The sequence below is a fragment of the Vibrio gangliei genome (genome assembly GCF_026001925.1).
In the GTDB taxonomy this organism is placed as follows: Bacteria; Pseudomonadota; Gammaproteobacteria; order Enterobacterales; family Vibrionaceae; genus Vibrio; species Vibrio gangliei.
Genome location: NZ_AP021869.1, coordinates 779,778 through 805,438, shown reverse-complemented (window position 1 = coordinate 805,438; position 25,661 = coordinate 779,778). Strand labels below are relative to the sequence as shown.

Below are 25,661 nucleotides of genomic sequence, written 5' to 3'. Positions count from 1 at the left end.
ATCAGGTTGAACACAAAGGCTCAGCGACGTAGACATTCTGCCGCATAAACTCGCGATATTCTATCGAGCTCAAGTAAGCTTTCCAAACTATCCGTATTAAGTGTCGATAAAGCACACACTTTATTCATCACTTTCTCATTAATACGGGCAATGTCAGTAAATTTTAGTTCACAATTTAGAAAGGCTGCGACAGAAACCTCATTGGCTGCATTAATAGCCGTAGTGGCATGTTGGCCGGTATAACAAGCATCAATCGCCAACTGTAAACACGGATATCTTGCCATGTCAGGCGCCAGAAAGGTCAACTCACTCATTTGAGTAAAATCAAGCGGCTTTACACCAGACGGAATACGCTTAGGGTATGACATAGACAAGGCAATAGGTGTGCGCATGTCAGGCTCACCCATTTGCGCAAGTACTGAACCATCATTGTATTGCACCATGGAATGAATAACCGACTGAGGATGAATCAGCACTTTAAGTTGTTCTTGTTTGGCATTAAAAAGCCACTTAGCTTCAATAAACTCAAGACCTTTATTCATCATGGTCGCTGAATCCACTGAAATCTTCGGCCCCATAGACCAATTAGGATGGGCAATCGCCATTTCAGGAGTGACCGCGTCTAGACTGCCAATGTCACTGTAACGGAAAGGGCCACCGGAGCCTGTGAGTAAAATAGAGTGAATACCTTCGGCTTCAAGATCACAATGGCCGAGCTCGGTTTGAACGGTTTGGGATAAACATTGGAAAATGGCATTGTGCTCACTATCTACAGGCAGAATCTGAGCACCATATTGTTTCGCAGCATCAATGAAAAACTGCCCAGACATCACTAATGATTCTTTGTTCGCCAGCAAGATACGTTTGCCCGCTTGCACTGCCGCCATAGTCGGTAGCAAACCAGGAGAGCCCACGATTGCCGCCATCACCATATCAACTTCTGGCGCAGACGATATTTCACACAACCCATCAATACCTGCCACAACTTTCGTTTTGCAATGGTTTCTTTGCAGTTGTTTCTCAAGCTCTAAGGCTGCATTCTCATCCGCCATCGCGGCATATTGAGGCCGCCACATACGGCATAACTCAAGCATTTTCTCAACATTAGACCCAGCAGCCAGTGCATAAACTGAAAAATCTTCCGGATTATGCTCAATGACTGAAAGCGTGCTGGCACCAATAGAGCCGGTTGCACCTAAAATCGTTATCTTTTGCATGAAAATAAAACCACTCGAGATAAAGGCAATGAAAGCAGCTTGTTCAATTAAAAACCGCTGCTTGTTGGCAAATTCATTTCTTATTGACGGATGTTTCTGTTACTGACTGATATTTTTATTACTGACTAATCAGGTACAACAAAGCAAAAACAGGGAATGCGGCCATTAAACTGTCAATACGATCTAGAACGCCACCGTGACCTGGGATGATATTGCTGCTGTCTTTAATATTTGAAACACGTTTCAGCATGCTTTCAACAAGATCACCCAGCACTGAAATCACTACAGTAACAAAAGTAATAAACAGCATCACTGTCAAGCTGACAAAGTGAATAGAAAGTAATGAGGAGGCAAACCAGCCGACAACCATCGCCAGCACTACACCGCCAAACAAGCCTTCCAACGTTTTATTTGGGCTAACTTTCGGCGCCATTTTATGTTTACCAAATGTTTTGCCAGAGAAGTACGCACCAGTATCCGCAGCCCACACCAACAAACAAACAAACATCACCAATTTCGCGCCATGGTAAGGCTCAGTTGCAGAATCTTCCGCGCGAAGTAAAAACACACTCCAGATGAATGGGATTAAAGACAACATGCCAAATGCGTGACGCATCCAGCGTTGGTTTTGCCATAGCACCATACTTTTCGGGTAAGTTAACGCCAATGCGCTCGCCGCTAGCCACCAAATGCTTCCCACCAGCAGAATCCAGATATATTCGCTGCCTGCCGCTGATAAACTGGCACTATCAAAAGGCAAAATAACAAAGCTCACCCCCAAGACAATAACCGATGGAATCAAACTTACGATACGGTTTTTAGGTTCAACAAATTGAGTCCACTCCCAAAATCCGATCAGGGAGACCGCAGTAATAGCAGCAATAAAAAGTGGGATAGAAAGCTCAAATACTCCCCATACAACTAAAGGTGCTAAAATCAATGCTGTTATTATTCTTTGTTTCAAACTTTCGTCCTTTGTTATTTCTTCATCAGCGCTTGTAATTGTTCACTGGTACAACCAAAACGGCGTTCACGATTGAGATACCAAATGATCGAATCGAGCAGCGCTTGCTCATTAAACTCTGGCCAACATAAATCCGTAAAATAGAGTTCCGCATAAGCCATCTGCCATAACATAAAATTACTGATGCGACACTCGCCACTGGTGCGGATCATCAAATCCACATCCGGCAGACCCGACATGGAGAGTTGTTGGCTGATGCACTCTTCTGTCACATCATTGGGTTGCAGCTGTCCTTCGGCGACTTGAGCGGCAATCTTTTTCACGGCTTCAGTAATGTCCCACTTACCACCGTAGTTGGCTGCCACGTTAATTACCGTACCTGTATTGTCACGGGTTAGATCTTCCGCCGCGGCAATTTTCTTTTGCAAGGCATCACTGAAACGGGTTTTATCACCAATGATCTGTAGGCGTAAATTGTTCTTATGCAGTTTTTTGACTTCTCTCGTCAATACCGTCATAAAAAGGTCCATCAATACACTGACTTCTTCCTCTGGGCGTTTCCAGTTTTCACTACTAAATGCGAATAAAGTAATGGCTTTAATTCCTAAACGGCTAGCGGTAGAAATGGTTTCACGTACCGCTTTTACGGCTTTACGGTGTCCATAAATACGAGGTTTACCTTGGCGTTTTGCCCAGCGACCATTACCGTCCATGATGACAGCAATATGCTTAGGTAATAAATCCGGAGAGAATTGAAAGTCAGACATTATTTTATTCATACTTGTAGGCAGGTTTGCATAAAAAAGGCGCTATGCTGTCAGCACAGCGCCCTCAAGCAGAAATGGGAGAGATTATACTTCCATTAATTCTTTTTCTTTTACAGCCAGCAATTCATCAATGTTTTTCACTGCTGCATCTGTGATTTTTTGGATCTCATCTTGCGCTTTACGATCTTCATCTTCAGAGATTTCTTTGTCTTTTAACAAACCTTTTAGGTCTGCATTCGCGTCACGACGGATGTTACGAACGGCAACACGACCACCTTCAGCTTCACCACGCACAATCTTAACAAGGTCTTTACGACGCTCTTCTGTTAGTGGTGGAAGTGGAACACGAATTACCGTACCTGCAGACATTGGGTTTAAACCAAGATCAGACTTCATGATCGCTTTTTCAACGGCTGCCGTTAGCTCTTTATCAAATACAGTGATGGCCAATGTACGAGCATCTTCTGCAATGATGTTTGCTAATTGGTTTAGCGGAGTTGGAGCACCGTAATATTCCACAGTAATGTTTTGTAGAATGCTTGGATGAGCACGACCAGTACGAATTTTTGAAAGGTTGTTTTTAAGAGCTTCAACACTCTTTGCCATGCGCTCTTGAGCGTCTTGTTTAATTTCGTTAATCACGATATCACCTTGTTATTGGTTATTTGCGATGGAGTGAAACAGAGACATTTCACTCCCGCGATATTGCTTATTCAGATAGCTCGCTAATAAGTGTGCCTTCTTGCTCACCCATAACCACGCGACGTAATGCGCCAGGTTTGTTCATGTTAAATACACGAATCGGCATTTTGTGGTCACGAGCCAAAGTGAAGGCCGCTAAGTCCATCACTTTCAATTCTTTTTCAAGTACACTGTTGTAGCTCAGTTTATCACACAAAACCGCGTCTGGGTTAGCAACTGGATCAGCTGTATAAACGCCGTCCACTTTGGTCGCTTTTAATACAACATCTGCTTCAATTTCAATCCCACGCAAACATGCTGCTGAATCAGTTGTGAAGAATGGGTTACCAGTACCTGCAGAGAAAATCACCACACGGCCTTGACGTAACTGGCTGATTGCATCGGCCCAGTTATAGTCATCACACACGCCTTTTAGCTGAATCGCTGACATTACACGCGCATTAACATAAGCACGATGAAGTGCATCACGCATCGCCAAACCATTCATCACTGTCGCTAGCATGCCCATGTGATCACCAACCACACGGTTCATACCTGCTTCAGCAAGGCCCGCACCACGGAATAGGTTACCACCACCAATTACAACGCCTACTTGAACACCAAGTTCAACAAGCTCTTTAATTTCTTGTGCCATGCGATCCAAAATGGCTGGATCAATACCAAAACCTTCTTCACCTTGTAGAGCTTCACCACTCAGTTTTAGCAAAATACGTTGATACGCTGGCTTAGGATTCGTAGTCATGGAGTTTACCTTTCAATGTATGGTTGATTAACGGTTATGAATAGACGTTATTCGATTCTCGTCGCTCGTGACGCTTCGCTGCTCGATAAACAAAAGCGTTTTTTAGCTTAGTTGAACCTAATACCTATTAATAACAATTAACACGATTACAAAAACAAACAGTATTGATCTCGTAAAACGAGAAGCGTAGCGCTCTAGTACCGAGACTCGCTACCTTATTCACAAAAAGACCGCAGCAGTGCCACGGTCTTTTAGGATTAACAGCTCAATCAGGATTAACCTTTTTGCGCTGCTGCAACTTCTTCAGCGAAGCTCATTTCTTCTTTCTTCTCGATACCTTCACCTACTTCTAGGCGAACGAATGAAGAAACAGAAGCGCCTTTTTCTTTCAGCATTTCACCTACAGATTTCTTAGGTTCCATGATGAACGCTTGACCAGTTAAAGATACTTCGCCAGTGAATTTCTTCATGCGACCTTCAACCATTTTTTCAGCGATTTCTTTAGGCTTGCCTTCGTTCATTGCGATTTCAACTTGAACTTCACGCTCTTTAGCAACAACGTCAGCTGGTACGTCAGCTGGAGTTACGTATTCTGGACGAGAAGCTGCAACGTGCATTGCAACGTGTTTTAGAGTTTCAGCATCGCCTTCACCCGCTACAACTACACCGATTTTCTCACCGTGACGGTAAGAAGCGATTGCAGCACCTTCAACGTATTGAACGCGACGGATGTTGATGTTTTCACCAATTTTAGCAACTAGAGCTACACGAGTTTCTTCAAACTGAGCTTGTAGTTCTTCAACAGATACTTTAGATGCTAGAGCTGCAGCCGCAACTTCGTTAGCAAATGCAGTGAAGTTAGAGTCTTTAGCAACGAAGTCAGTTTGGCAGTTAACTTCAAGAAGAACAGCAACACCGTTTTCTTCTTTGATGATGATTGCGCCTTCAGCCGCTACGTTACCTGCTTTTTTAGCAGCTTTAGCAGCACCAGATTTACGCATGTTTTCAATTGCTAGTTCGATGTCAGCGTTTGCTTCAACAAGCGCTTTTTTACATTCCATCATACCCGCGCCAGTACGCTCGCGCAGTTCTTTAACTAGGGCAGCAGTTACAGCCATTGTTTAGTCCTCGGTTGATTCCAATAGGGTAAAAAACAGGGGTCGGCTTCAATTTAAAATAAAAGCTTGACCCCTATTATAGTAACGATAACTCAGCCTCACTACTCTATGATGACAGCAAGACTAAGTGACAAGGAGTGTCGATATTAAGCTTCTTCTACGAAACCGTCTTTATCAGCAACTTCAGCTACGTCTTTGTTACGACCTTCAGTTACAGCTTGTGCTGCAGCGTTTAGGTATAATTGTACCGCACGGATTGCATCGTCGTTACCAGGGATAACGAAATCTACGCCATCTGGGTCAGAGTTTGTATCAACAACAGCAAATACTGGGATACCTAGGTTGTTCGCTTCTTTAACAGCAATGTGCTCGTGATCAGCGTCGATTACGAATAGTGCGTCAGGTAGGCCACCCATGTTTTTGATACCACCAAGAGATTTCTCTAGCTTCTCCATTTCACGAGTACGCATTAGAGCTTCTTTCTTAGTTAGTTTTTCAAAAGTGCCATCTTGAGCTTGAACTTCGAAATCTTTTAGACGCTTGATAGATTGACGAACTGTTTTGTAGTTAGTCAACATACCGCCTAACCAGCGGTTGTTTACGTAGTACTGGTTGCTGTTGATTGCAGCTTCTTTAACTGATTCAGAAGCTGCACGCTTAGTACCTACGAATAGTACTTTACCTTTACGCTCACCGATTTTGCCTAGCTCAGCTAGTGCTTCGTTGAACATAGGAACTGTTTTTTCTAAGTTGATGATATGAACTTTGTTACGAGCGCCAAAGATGAATGGCTTCATTTTTGGGTTCCAGTAACGAGTTTGGTGACCAAAGTGAACACCAGCTTTAAGCATATCGCGCATTGATACAGTTGCCATTATATAATCCTCTATATGGGGTTAGGCCTCCACATCCCCCATGATGCCGACTCAACACCTAAGAAAACCTTACGTTTGAGCACCCCGGATCACGTGTCGGAATGTGTGTGATTTAAGAAATAAGTATATGAAAGCCACACTACTTCGTCGAAATAAGAAGAGAGTAGTTGCGAATTTCGGTGCGCTTTATACCACAAAAGCCAGTCAAAACACCAGAAAAACCACGTTTTTTACCACGAGATTTTCGACTATTTTTCCTGCCTATTATTGAAAAAACACAATTAATCCTACTGAAAAGCCGATTAATGATGATGAAAACCGGATTTCAATTGCGATTAAGACTCACTGTTAATACACTAGACGTAATAAAAAAACGGATACAAATTATGTCGATCAAAATTAACACCTCTGAAGAAATTGAAAAAATGCGTGTTGCCTGCAAACTGGCATCCGAAGTATTGGAAATGATTGAACCCTATATCAAAGAGGGTGTCACCACCGAAGAGCTGAATCAAATTTGCCATGATTATGCGTTAGAAAAAGGCGCATATTCCGCACCTTTGAATTACCACGGTTACCCAAAATCAATCTGTACCTCGATCAACCACATCGTGTGCCACGGTATCCCTGCAAGCCAAGATGAAATTGGCAGCAATGGCCAAGTGAAGCCTGCCGTGCTTAAAAATGGCGACATCGTCAACCTAGACATTACTGTGATCATTCCTAATGATCCGAATGCCGATTTAAGCGAGCGCCCAGAAGGTTACTACGGTGACACCTCTAAGATGTTCCTTGTGGGTGATGTCGCCCCTGCTGATAAGCGTTTATGCATGGTGACACAAGAAGCGCTTTATGTGGGCATGCGTAAAGTCAAACCAGGAAACACCATTGGTGATATCGGTACGGCGATTGAGAAATACATCAAAGACAACAACAAAAAGAACCCACGCAATAAGTTTTCTATTGTGCGTGATTTTTGTGGTCATGGTATCAGTGATGAATTCCATTCAGAGCCACAAGTGGTTCACTACAAAAACACCGATCGTCGAGTGATGAAAGAAGGCATGATTTTCACGATTGAGCCGATGATTAATGTGGGTAAATTTGGCGTCACGGTCGATGCTGAAGACGATTGGACGGTGTACACTGGTGATGGTAAAAATTCAGCGCAATACGAACACACTGTGTTGGTCACCAAGAATGGCTGTGAAGTATTAACCCTTCGTTCAGAAGAAACCATCCCTCGTTTAATGAACAATAGCTAAACTCGAAACTCGAAACTCGAAACTCGAAACTCGAAACTCGAAACTCGAAACTCGAAACTCGAAACTCGAAAAATTAAGCCTTTACCTCCACACAGATAAAGGCTTTTTATTGGTTTTATTAACATGAAAAGGTACTATCAAGAGAGTTAAATTTGTGGCAAGGAACGCTCTCATGGTTTACCAATCTCCAACCGCTCTTGAAGATCAACAGATCTCTTCTACGGTACTCAAGCAAGAACTCGAACAATTTTCAGAATATCAAAAAGAGACATTTCTTCGGCAACGGCAGCCCGTGCAAGAACTGGTTTATGAGCGTGCTGATTACATGGATGCGATGTTGCAACGCTTGTGGGATTTCTTTGGATTTAACCAAGTCGCTTCACTCAGTTTAATTGCGGTTGGCGGATATGGTCGCTCTGAACTTCACCCTCTTTCTGATATTGATATTCTCATACTTTCCCAAAAAAGTATCTCCGACGACATTAAAAAGAAAATCAGTGAATTTATTACTTTGCTGTGGGATTTGCGTTTAGAGGTCGGCCACAGTGTTCGAACCTTAAAAGAATGTATTAAGGTTGGGAAAGAGGATTTAACCGTCGCCACTAATTTACAAGAAGCACGTTATTTATGCGGCTGTGAATCCACGTATAAAGATCTGGTCGAACAGGTTTCGAATAAGAAATTCTGGCCAAGTGAAGTGTTCTATAAAGCGAAATTGGAAGAACAGCGCGAGCGTCACGCACGTTACCATGACACCACTTACAACTTAGAACCTGATATCAAATCTAGCCCTGGTGGCCTACGTGACATTCATACTTTAAGCTGGGTGGCCCGTCGCCACTTCGGAGCCACCTCTTTACGTGAAATGAGTTACGCTGGCTTTTTAACCGATGCAGAATATCGAGAGTTATTAGAGTGCCAGAACTTCTTATGGCGAGTGCGTTTTGCTCTTCATATTGAACTCAAGCGATACGACAATCGCCTCACCTTTAACCATCAAGCGAAAGTGGCTGAAAACTTAGGCTTTGTCGGTGAAGGCAATCGCGCTATCGAAATGATGATGAAAGAGTTCTATCGAACCCTACGCCGTGTCGCCGAACTCAACAAAATGCTGCTAAAACTGTTTGACCAAGCCATCATCAATAAGGGCAAACTGCCAGATGCGGTCATTTTATCTGACGACTTTCAACGTCGCGGGCCGTTAATTGAAGCTAGAAAGCCCGCCCTTTTCCAAGCTCGTCCAGAAACTATTTTAGATATGTTTTTACACATCGCGAATGATTCAACCATTGAGGGTGTGAGTCCTCCGACATTACGCCAATTGAGAACCGCCCGCCGCCGTTTAAATCGCTTTTTGCATACCATCCCTGCGGCTCGTGAAAAGTTCATGGCACTGGTGAGCCACCCTAACTCATTACATAAGGCCTTCAGCTTGATGCATAAGTTGGGTGTCCTTGCCGCTTATCTGCCGCAATGGAGCCAAATCGTCGGACAAATGCAATTCGACTTATTCCACGTGTATACGGTTGATGAACATAGCATGCGTGTGTTGAAGCACATCCACTCTTTCAGCGATATGGAAAATCACGAAAGACACCCAATTTGCTGTGATATTTATCCTAAATTACAAAAGAAAAACCTACTCATTCTAGCGGCAATTTTCCACGATATCGGTAAAGGTCGTGGTGGCGATCACTCTGAAATCGGTGCCGTTGAAGCCTATGAGTTCTGCATTGAACACGGCCTTTCTAAGCCTGAAGCCAAGCTCGTTTCTTGGCTAGTGCAAAACCACCTACTGATGTCTGTGACTGCGCAACGTCGTGATATTTATGATCCGGATGTGATCACTGAATTTGCCAAAAAAGTTCGTGATGAAGAATATTTAGAAAACTTAGTCTGCCTTACCGTTGCTGACATTTGCGCCACTAACCCAGAACTTTGGAACAGTTGGAAACGCACACTCTTAGCCGAGTTATTCTATTCAACCCAACGAGCGCTACGTAGAGGGTTAGAAAACCCGGTCGATTTACGAGATAAAATTCGTCATAACCAGCACATGGCCTCGGCGATGCTGCGCAAAGAAAACTTCACCCCACGTGAAATCGAAGTGCTTTGGCAACGCTTTAAAGCCGATTATTTTTTGCGTCATACACCAAAACAAATTGCTTGGCACAGCGAACACTTACTCAAACATTCTATCGATGAACCTTTAGTGCTCATCAGTAAAAACGCCACTCGCGGTGGAACGGAAGTGTTTATCTACGCCAAAGATAAGGCCAGCCTATTTGCGACCATGGCCGCTGAATTGGACCGCCGCAATCTAAGTATTCACGACGCACAAATCATGACCAGTAAGGACGGCTACGCACTGGATACCTTTATGGTACTCGATCAAAACGGCGACCCGATTGATGACATGCGACATGACCAAATTAAGCAATATTTAACCGACGTATTAAATGGCAAGATCAGCGCCAACACTCGCTCTCGCCGCGTCCCCAATAAACTCAAGCATTTCCATGTTAAAACGCGTGTTGATTTCATTCCAACCCGAACAGGAAAACGCAGCCTAATGGAGCTAGTGGCGCTGGATACTCCAGGACTGCTGGCGACTATTGGTCAAGTTTTTGCTAAACTCGGTGTGAATCTACATGGAGCCAAGATCACCACTATCGGTGAGCGTGCAGAAGATTTATTCATTCTCACTTCGCCAGCCGGTGGACGCTTAGAGCCGGAAGTAGAAGAAAGTTTAAAAGTGGAACTGGTGGAAGCGATTAAAACCCTGTCCCCACATTAATCTTTCAAATTTAAGGGAACACAGCCGTTATACTGATGATGCCCCAACCTTGAAGGGGCATCTTCAAAGTACGAAAGCGATAACGGTTTCAATTTTGTTTTAATTAGAGGTCAATCATCTATGCATCCAAACTTAAAGCAACTCGGTATTCCAGATACATCCCTTATTTCTCGTTACAGCTTGCGCCAAGAAGCTCAAGTCGATGTACTTAAGATTTATTTCCACAAGCAAAAAGGCGAGTTATTTGCCAAAAGCTTGAAATTCAAATTCCCACGCCAGCGCAAAAATGTTCGCGTACACAATCAATCAGGTCAATACAAAGAAACGACCGAGATCAGTCCAAGCCTGACTCAAATCATGACTGAATTGAACCAAATCACCAAACCACAAGAATTGTCTAGCGACGATGTCAAACATAAGATTTTGACTGATTTGCGTCACTTAGAAAAAGTGGTCGTGGGGAAAATTGCGGAAATTGAAGCAGATTTAGAGAAGCTGAAATAACAGCCGAGAGCCGAGAGCCGAGAGCCGAGAGCCGAGAGCCGAGAGCCGAGAGCCGAGAGCCGAGAGCCGAGAGCCGAGAGCCGAGAGCCGAGAGCCGAGAGCCGAGAGCCGAGAGCCGAGAAGATTGTCCAGTTGACTATATAGGTGTCAAGTATTCTTTTCGGCTCACAAGCGCCGCATCCCTTAACTTGAATGAGTCATTCCGTACATGAGCCTAAGCGAAGAAGATACGGAATCTCCTACAACCTTTTGATATTTCAATTACTGTCGGAGATCCTGAACTGCGCTCCTACGTCGCTTTTCAGGATGACGACTTTAAATTACAGCACATAAAAGCTCAGGTCGTTCTTACTAAGAAACAAAAAGTGAAATGGCTAGATTCAAATCACGAAACTGCTGTTCGGCTCCCGAACACCGCGTCCCCGTAACTCGTCTCCGTATCTTCCGAGCAACGAGAAGTGAAACGCCCGAGATTCCGAGTTCCGACACTTCTTTTCTATTCACAACACGCTACCCGAAACAACCACTCCAACCAAACTCTTCAACCAGTGCTAACCACACCTCATCAACCCCAGCTTCAATCACTACTGGCTCTTGAGTATAGGGATGCTCAAACTCCAGTTTACTGGCATGCAGCATTAAACGATGTGCCTTATACACGTCGCGAAATAAGCGGTTTTGCTTGCCATCACCATGAGAGGTATCGCCTAAAATCGGGTGGCGTAGGTGCGCCATGTGACGGCGTAATTGATGCTTTCGCCCAGTCAAAGGCTGCATTTCAACAAAACAAAAACGACTAGTCGGAAAACGGCCTGTGGAATGTGGCACTTCGACTTTAGCAAGTGGCTTGTAGTCCGTTATTGCCGATTGCTCTTCCGCTGGCTTTGAAGCAAATTTATCAGCAATTTTATCGTGTTCTTTTTTCAAGGAATAATCTAATCGCGCGCCCTCTTCAATCCATCCACGCACTATCGCATGATAGGTTTTGACGAATCTGTGCTCAGCAAACATGGGGGCGGCTTTCGCGGCAATCTCACTGGATAAAGCAAACAACAAGACACCCGATGTTGGTCTATCTAATCGATGCAAAGGAAACACATGCTGACCAATCTGATCACGCAAAGTTTGCATCACAAATTGCGTCTCATGACGGTCAAGCCAAGAGCGATGGACAAGCATGCCTGCGGGCTTATTGACCGCGACAAAATAGTCATCACGATAAATAATTTCTAATTCAATAGCGGGACTTTCATCGATTCGCTCGCCTGACTCTTCAAGGCTAAGTTGTTCAGGAATAATAGATTGTTCTGGATTCATCGTACGGTTTCGTCTAACTGCTGCAAAATAGGAAGAAAATTATCAAGGTGTGGATCGCCGCCCATCGATTGCTCAAAATACGGACTAATTTCAAAACCAATAGGGACTTCTGACTCAGAATCAATCAATTCACGCATTTTAGGAATAAAAATCCACTGCAACCATTGAGTCGGTTTGAGTTCATCCAATGCAAACGGTTGAGCGCTATTTAAAGCTTGCTCAGATGGCGCTTGGGATTCCCATAAATCGAGTTGAATTAATTGATCTTCAAGTTGTTCAATCACATCCAATAACTCAGTGTATTCGCTCATTTTATGATGTCTCCCTTGATATTTTCGGCATAAGATACCATTTCATACCTAATCTCGACGATCTAATTTATGATTGTCTTTTATTTACTTGCTTAACATCGTGCGGAATTTTTATGAATGCCATCCATAACCTAAGCCAACTATTAGAACAAAGTCAGTGCCAGTTTAAAATTTTCGACTTAGGGCGTCGCATTCAAGCCATCGATAATAAAGAATTTAAACAAGTAGAAATGGGGCAAAAACCTTATCCTTATCCATTACAGCGTCATGCCAATTTAGCGGTGGCTTATTGGAATGATAAACATCAACCTTGGATTTGGTTCTTAAAATTCCCCCTAGATGAGCGTGGTTTGCTCAATCAAACCGATATCGGTAATTTCTTAAAATATGTCACTGAGGCATTTTCCGTCAAATCAAGCGGTGCGCTTCTTAGCCAAGAGCTCACCGAAGAGCAACAACAACACCTTGCTAATAATCCTTATACGTTTAAACCTAATGACGACAAGATGGCGGTGTTTCATAGCTTGATCCGTGCCGATTTAGGTTTACCCACCAGCCAATATTATGAACATGCTCAACACTATTTTAGTGGCGACTTAGGTTGGAGTCATTGGCAAACCGTTGGGCTACAAGGCATTACCGATATTTGTAGTCGCCTCAACAGTGAACAAAATGGGGTGTTAATTCGCAAAGCGTTAACCAATATGGCCGCCGAGCCAAATGCACAACCTGCGCTTTATGCTTTGCTTGGTGCATTAGAGCATGTCACATTGACTGATAAACTAGCCGAGCGCTTAGCGGAACTGACAAAACAAGAATGCCAACTATCACAGCCTGATTTATTCTTAATTTCAGCCTATGTACGTGCGTTATCTGGCGCTCACTCTGACTACCTAGAACCCGTGCTTGAAACGATTTTAGCCAAACCAGAATTAAGCCATACCGAAGTGTTAATTGCCATTGCAGGTCGTTGTTGGGCGCAATTAAATACCGAAGCCAGAGCGGGCAAATTCTTGCTACGTTTAGCACAAACGAAGAATCAAAACCTATTCAATCAACTGTTTGCGGATTTGGTGATGATCCCAGACTTACGCTTTACCTTTTTACCCTTGCTTAGCCATACACCAAGCCCGGAACTGGCGAATGCGTTATATGCCTTACAACAACAAACCAAATCTGGGCAATAACATCATTCACCTGAACTCAACATTGTGAAAGGAATAAACACAAAAGATGGTTACGGATTTACTGATGATTCTCGCGGTTGCTTTCATTGCCTTCTTGTTTTGGCAGCAAAGAAGGCAGTCGGAATTGGCCTATCAAGCGGTGAAAAGACATTGTGAACACTTAGATTTACAAGTGCTTTCGGTGTCCTTTTTTCGTTATCGGTTTCAGTTGCCTGATGGTCGTTTTCGGTTTCATTCGGTTTATCAGTTCGAGTTTTCTGCCCGTGGTGATGATTATTACCAAGGCAGAATGATCATGATTGGATTTAAAGCCGCAAAATTTATGCTTCCTCCTTATCGTTTAGTCGAGAATAGTTATTAAGTAAGCCCTGAAGATTTTTAAAGGAATATCACGATGCAAACACAAAACGTGACAGAAGAATTACAACGTGTTCTTTCAACACTTCAAGCAGAAGGTAAAGAACCGACCGTTGCACTAGTAAAAGCGCGTTTGTCGATTCCGGTACCTATGCCTGCGATAATCACCACGATTAAATCCTGGAAAGCCTCTCATCGAGTGCCAAATGTCGAAGTCGCTGCACAAGAAACGCTTCGCAGTGCGGAAGAGCGAATTGTAGAATTGGAAAAACAAGTGCAAGCATTAACGGCTCGCTTAGAGCTATTAGAAAGGAAATAACATGAAGATTTGGGTGGATGCCGATGCGTGTCCGAAAACCATCCGTGAGACGATTTGTCGCGCCGCAGAACGTACCGGAATTACCACCACGTTTATCGCTAATCATTTAGTGCCAGTGCCCAAACGCAATAATATTCATAGTGTGCAAGTTGAAAGTGGCTTTGATATTGCCGATAACGAAATTGTTCGCAGAGTAGAAGCCGGCGATTTAGTGATCACTTCAGATGTTCCTTTAGCCGATGAAGTCATCACCAAAGGCGGTCAAGCGTTAAGCTCTCGCGGTGAACTGTATACCAAAGACACCATTAAAGCGCGTTTAAACATTCGAGATTTTATGGACACCATGCGTTCAAGCGGCGTACAAAGTGGTGGCCCGGCACAATTATCCCAAACCGATAAGCGAGAGTTTGCTAATCATTTGGATAGGATATTGGCGAAAAGAGGGAACTCGTAGCTCGGACGCTGCGCTTCTCGTTTCTCGTTTCTCGTTTCTCGTTTCTCGTTTCTCGTTTCTCGTTTCTCGTTTCTCGTTTCTCGAAAAAGATAAAAGCAAAAGCACTCATGAAAGATAAATAAGCGAAGCGACCTAGCAGCGAAGCGACCTATTTCAAATAATCCCAAGACAAATTCGACACGATTCGGCACTCATCGCACTTGAAGTAAAAAATATCATGCAGTGGCTCATCAAGCTTCCAATCATCACCACAACGTGGACATGGTCGATTCTGTTCTGCTTGCAAACTTTCACCACCGACGCGGTAAAGATAGTAATAGGTCGGTATTTTGGTCATGTACTCCAAACGGCCACGCAAATCCCAGCCGCGTCGAAATAAATCACTATCAACTTGGGCAATTTCTCTTAATGCAGCATGTTCTGCTTGGCACGCCCCCGCCATTTGCAGTTCATCGCAGGCTTGCCATTCCGTTTGCCATTTCACTATCGCTTTATGATCGCCATTTAACGTGGGTGGGTAATGGTATAAAGGGATCGGTCTAAAGGTATCGCCACAACGTAATGGTGAGCACGAATGCACATACGTGGTATACAACACCTGCCAACTCGGTTTGTTTTGTTCATCAAACGCAACGGTTTGCTCAGAATTCAAATCCTGCCCAAGCACCTTCACTTTAGGCGCTAATACTTTGGCTTCTGTCAAACGCTGCAAACACACTTTCACGTAATCAGAATGGTAATCGGCATGCAAGCTGTCGGCTTCAGGGCAAATCAAACGAGCACGAAACTCCCCCTCACCAATAATGATCGGAAACTCACGACCAAGAATTTGTCCGTTGTAACGCAACGCATCTAATAAACCATTAATCGACTTTTCAACCGCTTCAACAGTGGTGTTATCAAAACATTCAAATCGTAATTCAACAACGTACATCTAAACTTAAACCTCAGCTTTGCATTGCAATAAAAATTGCTCAACATTAGAACTCAGCACATCACGTTTATCCGTACCTAGACGCTCTAAAATCACTTCGCCTGTAATATTACAAATGGAAATCACGTCTAGCTCAGCGTCAGTGGTGCCGATAAAAATCGTCGGCTTGAGTTTGAGGCGTCGCTGAGTCACCAAATGACCTAAAATATTTTCTTGCAAGCGAACGAAGTCATCATCGCTCCAGACTTGTAATAACGTAAATGGCTTACCTTGCCATGAAGCGGTAATATCGGCGCTATACTGTGAACCATAAAAAGCTTTGACATCAGGATGAATCAGTAGCTCAATGCCTCTCTCTAACGAACTGAAATCGGCAATATCATCACGTTCTTGGGGTAGCCATTCGATATTTTGACTATTTGAGCTTGATTGCACACAAGGCGATGGCAACCCTTCCATTTCGTTAGCAATAGGAAGACTTTGATATGCAGCTTGCCAGTTATCCACAAATTCTGTGGTTAAAACAGCCAATGCTTGTGCAATATTGTGATTCATTGAAGGCTCCATGATGACAGTGAAGATGCTATTCAGTACTATTTGCGCTCGATTTAAAATCGTTTAAACGAATTCAATAATGAGACCCGTTATGTCTACAGAACACACCACGCCTCTCGCAACGCAGACAAAATATGCTAATGCAGAAGAATTGCAAGGATTAACATTAGGTCAAACGACAGAATATCGTCATGACTATGATCCTAGCCTATTGCAACCCGTACCACGCAGCTTAAATCGTAATGATCTCGGTTTAACGGATGAGCAAAACTTGCCGTTCGTCGGTGGTGATATCTGGACATTATACGAACTCTCCTGGCTTAACCCAAAAGGCTTACCACAAGTTGCGATTGGTGATGTCATTTTGCCCGTGACTAGCCCTAATCTGATTGAGTCAAAATCATTCAAACTCTATCTCAATAGCTTTAACCAAACTCGCTTTGAAAGCTGGCAACAAGTGCAGCAAACCATCGTTCGAGATTTATCTCAATGTGCGGGTGGTGACGTTGAGGTCGTGTTACATGCGTTAAGTGATTACAACCAGCAACCTATCGTGAATATGCAAGGCGAATGCATTGATGATCAAGATATTGATATTGCCAATTACCAATTTGACGAAAGCTACCTAGAAAATGCCACCAGCACCGATAGTGTAAGTGAGTGCTTACATAGTCACTTGTTGAAATCTAACTGTTTGATCACCAATCAGCCAGACTGGGGCAGCGTTGAAATCAATTACACGGGAAACCAAATCAATCAAGAAGCCCTACTTCGTTATTTGGTCTCTTTCCGCGAACATAATGAATTTCACGAGCAATGTGTTGAGCGCATCTTCTGTGACATCATGAAGTATTGTCAGCCAGAAAAGCTCAGCGTTTACGCGCGCTATACTCGTCGTGGTGGTTTAGACATCAACCCATTCCGCTCAACGCATGAGACCCGCCCTCTTAGCCTGGCGAGAATGGCTCGCCAATAGCCATCCATGACTTAACTAGGGATACGACAAATGGTTCGGGTTAGGTATTATTTATCTAGCCTATCAATCTCGAGATGATAGGTAGAAGTCAGCAAAATTTTCCGCCTAATCCCCTTTATCAGCAGCCTGTTTATTTCAACAAGGCATAGTAATAATGCTAAAATGCCAACTTGAGACGCCACCTTCGCAAAGTAGAGTAATTGAATAATGAAAAAGACATTTTGGACATGTTTCGCTTTTATGCTGTTGTTCAGCACCGCGCTGCAAGCCAAAGTCTATAGCTCTCCGCTCCTAAACGAAGCCAGTAAACTGCTGACCATCAACCCGGAGCAATCTCTCGATATTACGAAGCAATTTATGGCGAAGCGTAAACTGGTGTCGACCAAGAGCCAGGATTACACCATTTCTCGTGACGGCAGCGAAAAAACCATTCGAACACCGTCCACCTCGGTTGAAGCCTTACAAATCATGGCCAATGCTTATTTTGAATTAGACTCCAAGCATTTAGCATTTGTGACGCTCAAAGAAGCTGAAACCCTCTCTCAACAATATCAAATTATTCAGCCTCAGCTCAGTACCAAATTGGTTCGGGCTGAGTTGCTATGGCGCTTAGATCGAGATCCTAAAAGCGTATTGCCAATGTTGACTGACATCATTAATCAGGCTCAACAAAAAGGCATCAACAATAATTGGAAACAAGAAACGCTGTATCAAGTCTACATGTTACAAGCGGAAATTAATGCGTTTTTAGGCGATGAAGTTAAAGCGCAAACTGACTTCCAACAAGCGTTGAACTACCTCAATAATAATAAATCGACTCATTTAACTATCGATTACCATTTGCGGCTGGGTGAATATTACTTATCCCAAAACGAGTACGATGATTCATTAACCGAATTACTCACTACTTACTGGCTTGCAATCAAAGAAAGCGACAGCATTGAATTAGCGAGAACCAACCTTCTGTTGTCTCGTCTATTTTTTGCCCGCCATGTACTCGACAAAGCGTTAGAACATGCCACCGAAGCCGCCGATTTTTATGATAATTATCCAGGCTCCGCACCACTGTCAGCGACAGTAAAATTAATGGCTGATACATACTTCAAGCAAGGCAAGTACAACTTAGCATTAGTGAACTACTTGAATGTATTAGACAACGAATCGAGTGGTGCCAATATTGACCACATAATCCAATTGCGCATTGATATCGCTAATACCTATTTAAAGCTCTTTGATTTCACCCATGCTGAAATCTACTTAGAGCATGCTCAAGCCCTGGTGAAACACGCCACGCATGATGATATGAAAGCAGAAATCTTGCTGCTGCAAGCCTCTCTCGCCCTTCCTCAAAATAATCCGAAACAAGCCATTGCGAGCAGTAAACAAGCACTCAATATTGCTCAAGAATTACAAAATAAGCCTCTTGAAATGCAGGCTTATCAAATCATGTCAGAAGCCTATCAGCAAAATAAGGACTACCAACAAGCGCTGCAAGCACAGCAAAAATACTTACACTTATGGCAAAACCAACAAGAACGTTTTAATGCCGTCAATGAGGAAGTATTTCGCCAGCAAAAAGACATCATCGAAAAATCGCTCCATTACGCGGGTTTAGAAGACAAACTCATTTATCTGAATGCACAATATTCTAAATATCAGCGTGCCACAGTGGTCGCTATGTTAGTGTCTTTCTTATTGTTGTGCCTTGTGGTTCATCGCGGTTACCGAAATCAAAAAATGCGTGATGAAGTCCAAAAGCAAACCATCGATTTGTATACTCACCCTCGCTCCGGATTACAAAATCTAAAATTGCTTAACAGTAAGTTACCTAAATCGCTAGAGCGTAGTAATGCTGTATTTGAACAATGGCGACTAGGCGAATTAATCCACGAGCCTTTAAGTGACCGATTAAGTTTCGTGATGTTTGACTTGCCTTTTTTACGCAATATTTATCTAAAACTTGGCTATCAAGCAGGGCTGCGTATTGAAAAAGAGTTTGGTGAATATATGAAGCCACTTGTCTCTAAGCCGGCTCGTTTGTACCATTTTTCCGATGGTATGTTTTTGTATATTGAACCTAAGTCAGATAGCCAAGCCTCTCCGGAGCACTTTTTTAAAAAGATAAAACACTGGATTGACGACTTTGAGCTCGAAATTACGATGGATAAGCATTTCAAAATGGGCGTGGCTGAGTACCCATTCTTACCGCGTGCTTATACCGCCATTAATGATAAAGACCTCATTGATATCTTATTCATGGCTATTTATTTGGCTCGAAGAATTTACGACCGCTATCCCGATGAATCTGCCCATTGGGTTTATTTGTCTGCCATTGAAAACGCACCAGCGGCCAGCTTTGCCAGCGACAATATACGCCATGCTTTTGAGCAAGCTGTCGAGCAAGGGTTAATTAAAATTCACACGTCCGGTGAACATGATGATCTTGCCAAAGCCATCTTACGTAATGATGACCACTCAAATTTAGATTAAATCACTGCTATGACTACTAATTTCAGCATCTCTCTATAGCACGCCATAAAAAATCTGTGTAAGGTGAAATAACCTAGCCGCAATAACATAATGATAAACGGCGAAAAGGAGCATTCCATGATTACTCAAATAAGCCCAATGGGCAGTTTAGATTTATTATCACAATTAGAAGTTAACAAATTAAAAAAAGCCGCCTCTAGCGATTTATATCAGCTTTATCGCAGCTGCTCATTGGCCGTTTTAAATTCAGGCAGTCATACCGACAATTCAGAGCAACTCCTTAGTTTAAACGAGTCGTTTGAAATTGAAGTGATGCGTCGTGAACGTGGTATCAAGTTAGAGTTAACCGATCCACCTGCACATGCTTTTGTCGATGGTACTATCATCAAAGGGATTCAAGCTCACCTGTTTTCGGTACTGCGTGACATTGTTTTCCTGCATGTTCAATTAGCAGAAAGTCAACGTTTACACCTTACCGATTCCACTCAAATTACCAATCTCGTCTTTGGTATTTTGCGTAATGCCAAAGCCCTACATACCGGCATAGATCCAAATCTTGTCGTGTGTTGGGGCGGCCATTCAATTAATCCAATTGAATATCAATACACGCGTGAAGTCGGCAATGAGCTTGGTTTGCGTGAAATGAATATCTGTACTGGTTGTGGGCCTGGCGCGATGGAAGGTCCAATGAAAGGAGCAGCAGTCGGACACGCGAAACAGCGCTACACGAACCAAAGGTATATTGGCTTAACTGAGCCCTCTATCATTGCTGCAGAGCCACCTAACCCCATTGTGAACGAACTTATTATCATGCCAGATATTGAAAAACGTCTGGAAGGATTTGTTCGTATGGGACATGGGATCATTATCTTCCCTGGCGGTCCTGGCACAGCGGAGGAGCTGTTGTACATTTTGGGTATATTGATGCACCCAGATAACGCCGACCAGCCACTACCATTGGTATTAACTGGCCCGAAAGAGAGCGAAGCCTACTTCCGCTCGCTCGATGAATTCATTGGTGATACGCTTGGCCCTGAGGCGCAAAAACACTATGAAATCGTGATTGGCGATCCAGCAAAAGCGGCACGTATCATCAAAGATGCAATGCCAAAAGTAAAAGAACACCGTAAAGCCCATGAGGATGCTTATAGCTTTAACTGGTCATTACACATTGCACCTGATTTCCAAGCACCGTTTGAGCCTACCCATGAATCTATGGCTGCACTTGATTTACACATGGATCAACCGGCAGAGAAGTTAGCAGCGAATTTACGTAAAGCCTTCTCAGGCATTGTAGCGGGTAACGTAAAATCAGAAGGCATCCGTGAAATCAAAAAACACGGTCCATTCATTATTGATGGTGATCGTAAGCTGATGGAAAAAATGGATAAACTGCTTAATGATTTCGTCGAGCAACAACGTATGAAATTGCCTGGCTCAGAATACATTCCTTGCTATCGAGTCGCGCGTTAACCGTTTGTCTTAAATTTTAGGGCTAATAACAGCCTTAAAGTTTGTTACACTAGCCTCGGCTTTGAGTTTCGCTCTGGCCGAGGCTTTTTTGTATAAGGAATAAAACCATTATGTCGATTCATTTAGTGATCATTGATGCATTAAACCTCATCCGTCGAGTGCATTCTGCCCAACCCGATCCGAATGACATCGACAGAACCATTGAAACCACCAGCCGTACATTACATAAAATACTCAACGAATCCCAACCCACTCATATCATTGCAGTATTTGATCATCATTTACAAGATCGAGGATGGCGCGCCCAAGTATTACCAAGCTATAAAGCCGACCGCAAACCGATGCCCGAAGCGCTTCTACACGGGCTAGAAAAAATTCAATCCGCTTGGTGGGAATTAGGCATAGACTCTTTGCTTTCTGATGGTGATGAAGCCGATGATTTAGTGGCTACGTTAGCTTACAAAGTCACATCCGCAGGCGAAAAGGCAACCATCATTTCAACCGATAAAGGTTACTGCCAATTACTATCGCCAAACTTACAAATTCGTGATTACTTCCAACATCGCTGGCTTGACGCCCCTTTTATCGAACAAGAATTTGGCGTAAAACCAGCACAGTTAGCCGATTACTGGGGATTAGTCGGTATCAGTTCCAGTAAAGTGCCCGGCGTTCCAGGCGTTGGCCCTAAAGCTGCCAAAGAAATATTGCAACAATACGGTGATATTGAAAGCGCGTATGCCGCACAAGATTTAGTGCCTAAGTACCGTAAAAAACTGGATGAGCATATTGAACTCGCCCGAACCTGCAAACGTATTGCCGCACTTCAAACGGATATGGAATTGGGGTTTAATTTGCAGGATATAAGGTTTGTTAGCGGGGCTCGTAGCTAGGACGCTACGCTGCTCGAAAGCTCGAAAAAGATAAAAGAATAATTTGAATTTGTGGCTCGGACCATCGAGATACGAGCCACGCTAAGCGAAGCGCTCCTAGAAGAGCAGCGCCCGCTTTTAGTACGGAGAGATATTCTTCAAAATCTGCACATGGACGGTGATTTCTTCGCGATCATGGTACAAATGCTTGGCTTGCAGTTTGAATGGAATATCATTCTCTTTGAAGAAGATTTTCAAGTTTTCAATGTCTTCCAGCACTTCGTCATAACGCCCTTTCATTGGAAGTTTAAGGTTAAAGATCGCTTCTTTAGCCCAACCACGGATCAGCCATTCGCCCATCAATTGCGCGACGCGAGACGGTTTTTCGATCATATCGCACACCAGCCAAGTCACGTTCTTCTTCATCGGTTCGAACTTAAAGCCATCAACCGCATGGTGTTTCACTTGACCCGTTTCCATTAAGGAATCTGCCATCAAGCCATTATCAATCGCATGCACAAACATAGAACGTTTGACTAATTGATACGTCCAACCACCCGGGCAAGCGCCTAAATCGACAGCCCACATACCTGGCGCTAAACGCGTATCCCACTCTTCTTTTGGAATAAAGACATGGAAGGCTTCTTCTAGCTTCAAAGTTGAACGACTTGGCGCATCGGCTGGGAATTTTAAACGAGGGATCCCCATGAAAAACTGCGAATTGTTTTGCGTTAAAGAGTAACCCACAAAGCAATTGCCTGGCGCAATGAAACACACATGCAATACCGGTTTTTTAGCATTGTCCTTGGCATACAAAAAGCCTTTACCGCGCATCGCACTGCGTAGTGGCACAGTGAACTTACGACAAAATTTCAGCAACTCTTTCGCTTCGTTAGTATCTGGCGTTTCCACTCGAATATCACCACAAGTCGGGAATGACTCTAATGCATCAATCGCCTCTAGAATAGGTGAAATACGATCATCACTGGGTAAGTCCGTCAACGCTTCTGTTACCGCGATCATTTGACGAGCAAAAATCAGCGCTTTGAAATCAATTTGCTTGATTAACTTATCGGCATCGCCTTGTTGGTAACACTCGAACAACACGTAACCCGATTGTTTTTTTACACGTGGAAAGCCAAAAATTTCAAGGTCATTGGCTTTATCTTGGATTTCTCCTGCGCATTCTTTTTCAAAACCTGAACGGCAGTAAAGTAGTACGTGTTTCACTGTGTCACCTTATTTAATCGTAAAACGGAAATGGCAAAAGAGAGCCAGCCCAGCATAAAGAATACACCACCTAGTGGCGTGATGGGACCAAACCATTTGATGCTCGTTAAAGCGAGCGCATAGAGGCTGCCGCTAAAACAAAGGATGCCGATGATAAAGCATATCCCCGCAAAGACCAGACCTTTACGCGCTTTCAAGCTGTATTCTTCCACTTTATGGTTTGAACGAGGAGCCGTGATCATGAGCAGTACTCCACACACAAGCAATGCAAGCGTATGCCATGCCTGATACTGAACACCGGTTTTAAATACCGACAATAAATATTCAGGTAAGCGGTGTGATAGCCCATGAGCTGCAAATGCTCCAAGCGCGACAGTAATAAAACCGGATAGTCCCGCCACGGCGAGCAATTTTTGGCCTCGGCATTGTGAAACTGACATAAACCACCTATTTAATTTGAGTTTGAATAAATTGATACATGCGTTTAATCGCAAGCTCTCGGTTACCTTGTTCTGTATGGCCAGATTTCACCCGAGGTTTAAAGCTATGGTCACCATCTGGAATAAACTCCAGTTGCACACAATCGGCAAATTCAAAACTTTGGCATTCCTGTTTCGTCCCAAAGGTATCACGCTCACCTTGCAAGATGAGAGTCGGTTTGACCAAGTGCGCCAAATGCTCGCCTTTATAATTTTCAGGTTTCCCTGGTGGGTGAAAAGGAAACCCTAAACACATAACACCGGATACTTTGTCATTCTCAGTTAAATGACTGGCCATCCGTCCACCCATGGATTTTCCAGCCAAAAATAAATACTCTGTCTGGCTAGCAAACTTGTCGATCTTTTGCTCAAAATCATCTAATAGTTTTGGGGCTCTGTCTGGTGGCCGGCGCTTACCATCTTGTGCTCGCTTCACCATATAAGGGAAATTAAACCGAACTACTTTAATGTTTTTACTCGCCAAACCAATTGCAATATGAGCCATAAACTCATGCTCCATTCCGGCACCGGCACCATGTGCCAATAACACGGTAACCTTAGCATCTTCGGGGCTATCGACTAATAGAGAAGTCATATCCACAAGCTTTCCTTACTTCTTTTATGTCTTAATTTATTGCTTTATTCCGATACAGATATTTCAGTCTGATCTTGATCGAGCAATTGATCTTGTTCACTTGCCGCTTTGCTCAGCATCCAATCTCGGAAAGTCGCGACTCGACCGACATCTGCCTGCTTGGCATCACACACCACATAAAAGGCATTTTGGCTGATCAACACTTCATCAAATGGCTGCACCAAGCGACCAGAATCAAGATCAGGCTGTGCCAATACATTATTAACTAAGGCAATCCCTTGTCCGTGCATCGCAGCTTGGATCACCATACTTGAGTGGCTAAAAATAGGGCCTTGGTTAACATTAACACCGTCAATATTGTGCTCTTTGGTAAATTGCTTCCAATATTTACGTGAACTGTCATGCAGTAAAGTGTGATTTTTAATGTCTGCCAAACAATTCAGCGGTTTGGTACCTAATAGCAACTGAGGTGAACACACTGGAATTAAACATTCGACGTATAACTTATCCGCACGCACACCGGGCCAATTACCTCTGCCATAGTAAATCGCCACATCAACATCATCAGAAAGCAAGCCTTCATCCATATCGACCGCTTTAATACGCACATCAATATCGGGCTCTTGTTGGTTAAAATCTGCCAATCGAGGAACAAGCCATTGAATGGCAAAACTTGGCGTTAAGCTGATGGTCAACGCCCCTTTCTCACTGCGCTCTAGAACCTTATCGGTGGCATCGGAAATGGCGGTAAAAATATCCTTGATATCCAGAAAGTAACTTTGCCCTTCTTCGGTCAGCAATAAAGAACGATTACGGCGACGAAACAACTTAATACCTAAAAACTCTTCTAATGCTTTTACCTGATGACTCACTGCAGCCTGAGTGACAAAAAGCTCTTCAGCGGCGCGGGTAAAACTCAAATATCGAGCCGCCGCTTCAAAGACTCGCAATGAATTCAGGGGAGGTAAGCGTCTAGCCATAATTAAAACCTTTAATTAACCAAAAATGTGCAAAATTGCTACTGATAGCAAACACAGCGTATAATCATTAATTTTTCTCATGCGAAGCATTATAAATTGTCCCTTGTCGTTGTGCCATGAAAACTCTATATTTCATCCCACATTAATGAGTTACAGAATTTATCTCAAACCTGTATTTCTGTGA

The 25,661-nt window shown here is 43.4% G+C and carries 26 protein-coding genes; 11 read left to right on the top strand and 15 right to left on the bottom strand.

The genetic code is table 11. The features are described from left to right. Positions 1–20: 20 nt before the first annotated feature. From ispC to rpsB, 7 genes are all read right to left on the bottom strand, one after another. Positions 21–1,217, bottom strand: a complete 1,197-nt coding sequence (gene ispC, locus Vgang_RS03695; RefSeq protein WP_105903484.1) for a 1-deoxy-D-xylulose-5-phosphate reductoisomerase — start codon at positions 1,215–1,217, stop codon at positions 21–23. A 118-nt stretch (positions 1,218–1,335) separates the two neighbouring features. Beyond that, a complete protein-coding gene (locus tag Vgang_RS03690) occupies positions 1,336–2,181 on the bottom strand; it encodes a phosphatidate cytidylyltransferase (RefSeq protein WP_105903483.1) in 846 nt (281 codons plus the stop codon). A 14-nt stretch (positions 2,182–2,195) separates the two neighbouring features. Further along, the gene (locus Vgang_RS03685) at positions 2,196–2,948 is read right to left on the bottom strand and encodes an isoprenyl transferase (RefSeq protein ID WP_105903482.1); all 753 of its coding nucleotides are present in this window, start codon (positions 2,946–2,948) and stop codon (positions 2,196–2,198) included. Between the two features lie 84 nt (positions 2,949–3,032). Then, the gene (frr, locus tag Vgang_RS03680) at positions 3,033–3,590 is read right to left on the bottom strand and encodes a ribosome recycling factor (protein ID WP_105903481.1); all 558 of its coding nucleotides are present in this window, start codon (positions 3,588–3,590) and stop codon (positions 3,033–3,035) included. 67 nt (positions 3,591–3,657) lie between these two features. After that, positions 3,658–4,392 carry a UMP kinase gene (gene pyrH, locus Vgang_RS03675; RefSeq protein ID WP_105903480.1) on the bottom strand — a complete coding sequence of 245 codons (735 nt, stop codon included), beginning with the start codon at positions 4,390–4,392 and terminating at the stop codon, positions 3,658–3,660. A gap of 275 nt (positions 4,393–4,667) precedes the next feature. Next, positions 4,668–5,510: a translation elongation factor Ts gene (gene tsf / locus Vgang_RS03670; RefSeq protein ID WP_105903479.1), complete on the bottom strand. Its 843-nt coding sequence runs from the start codon at positions 5,508–5,510 to the stop codon at positions 4,668–4,670. Between the two features lie 146 nt (positions 5,511–5,656). Continuing rightward, entirely contained in the window at positions 5,657–6,385 is a 729-nt protein-coding gene (gene rpsB / locus Vgang_RS03665) for a 30S ribosomal protein S2 (protein WP_105903478.1), read from the bottom strand. 386 nt (positions 6,386–6,771) lie between these two features. Between rpsB and map the strand changes: the two genes are divergently transcribed. From map to Vgang_RS03650, 3 genes are all read left to right on the top strand, one after another. Continuing rightward, on the top strand, positions 6,772–7,650 hold the full coding sequence (map, locus tag Vgang_RS03660; RefSeq protein ID WP_105903477.1) for a type I methionyl aminopeptidase: 879 nt from the start codon (positions 6,772–6,774) through the stop codon (positions 7,648–7,650). A 172-nt stretch (positions 7,651–7,822) separates the two neighbouring features. Beyond that, positions 7,823–10,447 (top strand): bifunctional uridylyltransferase/uridylyl-removing protein GlnD, encoded by a 2,625-nt coding sequence (gene glnD, locus Vgang_RS03655; RefSeq protein ID WP_105903476.1) that lies wholly within the window; start codon positions 7,823–7,825, stop codon positions 10,445–10,447. A 120-nt stretch (positions 10,448–10,567) separates the two neighbouring features. Next, positions 10,568–10,951, top strand: coding sequence for a DUF3461 family protein (locus tag Vgang_RS03650; protein WP_105903475.1), 384 nt, complete (start codon positions 10,568–10,570; stop codon positions 10,949–10,951). Positions 10,952–11,461: 510 nt separating this feature from the next. Here Vgang_RS03650 and truC read toward each other — a convergent pair. Beyond that, entirely contained in the window at positions 11,462–12,268 is an 807-nt protein-coding gene (gene truC, locus Vgang_RS03645; RefSeq protein WP_105903028.1) for a tRNA pseudouridine(65) synthase TruC, read from the bottom strand. Beyond that, positions 12,265–12,579: a YqcC family protein gene (locus Vgang_RS03640; protein ID WP_105903029.1), complete on the bottom strand. Its 315-nt coding sequence runs from the start codon at positions 12,577–12,579 to the stop codon at positions 12,265–12,267. Before Vgang_RS03640 ends, truC begins: the two co-directional genes overlap by 4 nt. 113 nt (positions 12,580–12,692) lie before the next feature. On the opposite strand from Vgang_RS03640, the gene Vgang_RS03635 reads away from it, so the two are divergent. Genes Vgang_RS03635 through Vgang_RS03620 form a run of 4 tightly spaced genes read left to right on the top strand, consistent with a single transcriptional unit; the run spans position 12,693 to position 14,896 of the window. Further along, on the top strand, positions 12,693–13,766 hold the full coding sequence (locus tag Vgang_RS03635) for a DUF3549 family protein (protein WP_105903030.1): 1,074 nt from the start codon (positions 12,693–12,695) through the stop codon (positions 13,764–13,766). A gap of 46 nt (positions 13,767–13,812) precedes the next feature. After that, the gene (locus Vgang_RS03630; RefSeq protein ID WP_105903031.1) at positions 13,813–14,127 is read left to right on the top strand and encodes a DUF3301 domain-containing protein; all 315 of its coding nucleotides are present in this window, start codon (positions 13,813–13,815) and stop codon (positions 14,125–14,127) included. Between the two features lie 33 nt (positions 14,128–14,160). Further along, the gene (locus Vgang_RS03625) at positions 14,161–14,442 is read left to right on the top strand and encodes a hypothetical protein (protein WP_105903032.1); all 282 of its coding nucleotides are present in this window, start codon (positions 14,161–14,163) and stop codon (positions 14,440–14,442) included. 1 nt (position 14,443) lies between these two features. Further along, the gene (locus tag Vgang_RS03620) at positions 14,444–14,896 is read left to right on the top strand and encodes a YaiI/YqxD family protein (protein ID WP_105903033.1); all 453 of its coding nucleotides are present in this window, start codon (positions 14,444–14,446) and stop codon (positions 14,894–14,896) included. A gap of 148 nt (positions 14,897–15,044) precedes the next feature. Here Vgang_RS03620 and Vgang_RS03615 read toward each other — a convergent pair whose 3' ends face one another. After that, on the bottom strand, positions 15,045–15,830 hold the full coding sequence (locus Vgang_RS03615) for a Zn-ribbon-containing protein (protein WP_105903034.1): 786 nt from the start codon (positions 15,828–15,830) through the stop codon (positions 15,045–15,047). A 6-nt stretch (positions 15,831–15,836) separates the two neighbouring features. Next, positions 15,837–16,385: a SecY-interacting protein gene (syd, locus tag Vgang_RS03610; RefSeq protein ID WP_105903035.1), complete on the bottom strand. Its 549-nt coding sequence runs from the start codon at positions 16,383–16,385 to the stop codon at positions 15,837–15,839. A 91-nt stretch (positions 16,386–16,476) separates the two neighbouring features. On the opposite strand from syd, the gene queF reads away from it, so the two are divergent. The 4 genes from queF to xni all read left to right on the top strand — a co-directional run bounded on the left by queF (position 16,477) and on the right by xni (position 22,214). Further along, the gene (queF, locus tag Vgang_RS03605; RefSeq protein ID WP_105903036.1) at positions 16,477–17,361 is read left to right on the top strand and encodes an NADPH-dependent 7-cyano-7-deazaguanine reductase QueF; all 885 of its coding nucleotides are present in this window, start codon (positions 16,477–16,479) and stop codon (positions 17,359–17,361) included. Between the two features lie 207 nt (positions 17,362–17,568). Next, the gene (locus Vgang_RS03600) at positions 17,569–19,851 is read left to right on the top strand and encodes a tetratricopeptide repeat protein (RefSeq protein ID WP_157946035.1); all 2,283 of its coding nucleotides are present in this window, start codon (positions 17,569–17,571) and stop codon (positions 19,849–19,851) included. Positions 19,852–19,968: 117 nt separating this feature from the next. Next, complete coding sequence (gene ppnN / locus Vgang_RS03595) at positions 19,969–21,324, top strand: nucleotide 5'-monophosphate nucleosidase PpnN (RefSeq protein ID WP_105903038.1); 1,356 nt, start codon at positions 19,969–19,971, stop codon at positions 21,322–21,324. A gap of 110 nt (positions 21,325–21,434) precedes the next feature. Beyond that, positions 21,435–22,214: a flap endonuclease Xni gene (gene xni / locus Vgang_RS03590; protein WP_105903039.1), complete on the top strand. Its 780-nt coding sequence runs from the start codon at positions 21,435–21,437 to the stop codon at positions 22,212–22,214. Positions 22,215–22,331: 117 nt separating this feature from the next. On the opposite strand, the gene rlmM is transcribed toward xni, so the two are convergent. From rlmM to Vgang_RS03570, 4 genes are read right to left on the bottom strand one after another with little or no spacing between them, the layout of a single operon-like run. Next, positions 22,332–23,423 (bottom strand): 23S rRNA (cytidine(2498)-2'-O)-methyltransferase RlmM, encoded by a 1,092-nt coding sequence (gene rlmM / locus Vgang_RS03585; RefSeq protein WP_105903040.1) that lies wholly within the window; start codon positions 23,421–23,423, stop codon positions 22,332–22,334. Continuing rightward, positions 23,420–23,863, bottom strand: a complete 444-nt coding sequence (locus Vgang_RS03580; protein WP_105903041.1) for a DUF423 domain-containing protein — start codon at positions 23,861–23,863, stop codon at positions 23,420–23,422. Before Vgang_RS03580 ends, rlmM begins: the two co-directional genes overlap by 4 nt. Before the next feature lie 7 nt (positions 23,864–23,870). Beyond that, positions 23,871–24,497 carry an alpha/beta family hydrolase gene (locus Vgang_RS03575; RefSeq protein ID WP_105903109.1) on the bottom strand — a complete coding sequence of 209 codons (627 nt, stop codon included), beginning with the start codon at positions 24,495–24,497 and terminating at the stop codon, positions 23,871–23,873. 44 nt (positions 24,498–24,541) lie between these two features. After that, positions 24,542–25,477 (bottom strand): transcriptional regulator GcvA, encoded by a 936-nt coding sequence (locus Vgang_RS03570; RefSeq protein WP_105903042.1) that lies wholly within the window; start codon positions 25,475–25,477, stop codon positions 24,542–24,544. Between the last annotated feature and the right edge of the window lie 184 nt (positions 25,478–25,661).

What these genes read in the sequence shown, in the direction of transcription:
- Vgang_RS03615 (WP_105903034.1), bottom strand. Translation starts at nt 15,830, where the DNA reads ATGTACGTTGTTGAATTACGATTTGAATGTTTTGATAACACCACTGTT.
- Vgang_RS03625 (WP_105903032.1), top strand. Translation starts at nt 14,161, where the DNA reads ATGCAAACACAAAACGTGACAGAAGAATTACAACGTGTTCTTTCAACA.
- Vgang_RS03620 (WP_105903033.1), top strand. Translation starts at nt 14,444, where the DNA reads ATGAAGATTTGGGTGGATGCCGATGCGTGTCCGAAAACCATCCGTGAG.
- Vgang_RS03650 (WP_105903475.1), top strand. Translation starts at nt 10,568, where the DNA reads ATGCATCCAAACTTAAAGCAACTCGGTATTCCAGATACATCCCTTATT.
- queF (WP_105903036.1), top strand. Translation starts at nt 16,477, where the DNA reads ATGTCTACAGAACACACCACGCCTCTCGCAACGCAGACAAAATATGCT.
- Vgang_RS03630 (WP_105903031.1), top strand. Translation starts at nt 13,813, where the DNA reads ATGGTTACGGATTTACTGATGATTCTCGCGGTTGCTTTCATTGCCTTC.
- xni (WP_105903039.1), top strand. Translation starts at nt 21,435, where the DNA reads ATGTCGATTCATTTAGTGATCATTGATGCATTAAACCTCATCCGTCGA.
- ispC (WP_105903484.1), bottom strand. Translation starts at nt 1,217, where the DNA reads ATGCAAAAGATAACGATTTTAGGTGCAACCGGCTCTATTGGTGCCAGC.
- glnD (WP_105903476.1), top strand. Translation starts at nt 7,823, where the DNA reads ATGGTTTACCAATCTCCAACCGCTCTTGAAGATCAACAGATCTCTTCT.
- Vgang_RS03580 (WP_105903041.1), bottom strand. Translation starts at nt 23,863, where the DNA reads ATGTCAGTTTCACAATGCCGAGGCCAAAAATTGCTCGCCGTGGCGGGA.
- Vgang_RS03570 (WP_105903042.1), bottom strand. Translation starts at nt 25,477, where the DNA reads ATGGCTAGACGCTTACCTCCCCTGAATTCATTGCGAGTCTTTGAAGCG.
- Vgang_RS03575 (WP_105903109.1), bottom strand. Translation starts at nt 24,497, where the DNA reads ATGACTTCTCTATTAGTCGATAGCCCCGAAGATGCTAAGGTTACCGTG.
- tsf (WP_105903479.1), bottom strand. Translation starts at nt 5,510, where the DNA reads ATGGCTGTAACTGCTGCCCTAGTTAAAGAACTGCGCGAGCGTACTGGC.
- Vgang_RS03685 (WP_105903482.1), bottom strand. Translation starts at nt 2,948, where the DNA reads ATGTCTGACTTTCAATTCTCTCCGGATTTATTACCTAAGCATATTGCT.
- ppnN (WP_105903038.1), top strand. Translation starts at nt 19,969, where the DNA reads ATGATTACTCAAATAAGCCCAATGGGCAGTTTAGATTTATTATCACAA.
- map (WP_105903477.1), top strand. Translation starts at nt 6,772, where the DNA reads ATGTCGATCAAAATTAACACCTCTGAAGAAATTGAAAAAATGCGTGTT.
- pyrH (WP_105903480.1), bottom strand. Translation starts at nt 4,392, where the DNA reads ATGACTACGAATCCTAAGCCAGCGTATCAACGTATTTTGCTAAAACTG.
- Vgang_RS03635 (WP_105903030.1), top strand. Translation starts at nt 12,693, where the DNA reads ATGAATGCCATCCATAACCTAAGCCAACTATTAGAACAAAGTCAGTGC.
- Vgang_RS03640 (WP_105903029.1), bottom strand. Translation starts at nt 12,579, where the DNA reads ATGAGCGAATACACTGAGTTATTGGATGTGATTGAACAACTTGAAGAT.
- syd (WP_105903035.1), bottom strand. Translation starts at nt 16,385, where the DNA reads ATGAATCACAATATTGCACAAGCATTGGCTGTTTTAACCACAGAATTT.
- rpsB (WP_105903478.1), bottom strand. Translation starts at nt 6,385, where the DNA reads ATGGCAACTGTATCAATGCGCGATATGCTTAAAGCTGGTGTTCACTTT.
- truC (WP_105903028.1), bottom strand. Translation starts at nt 12,268, where the DNA reads ATGAATCCAGAACAATCTATTATTCCTGAACAACTTAGCCTTGAAGAG.
- Vgang_RS03600 (WP_157946035.1), top strand. Translation starts at nt 17,569, where the DNA reads ATGAAAAAGACATTTTGGACATGTTTCGCTTTTATGCTGTTGTTCAGC.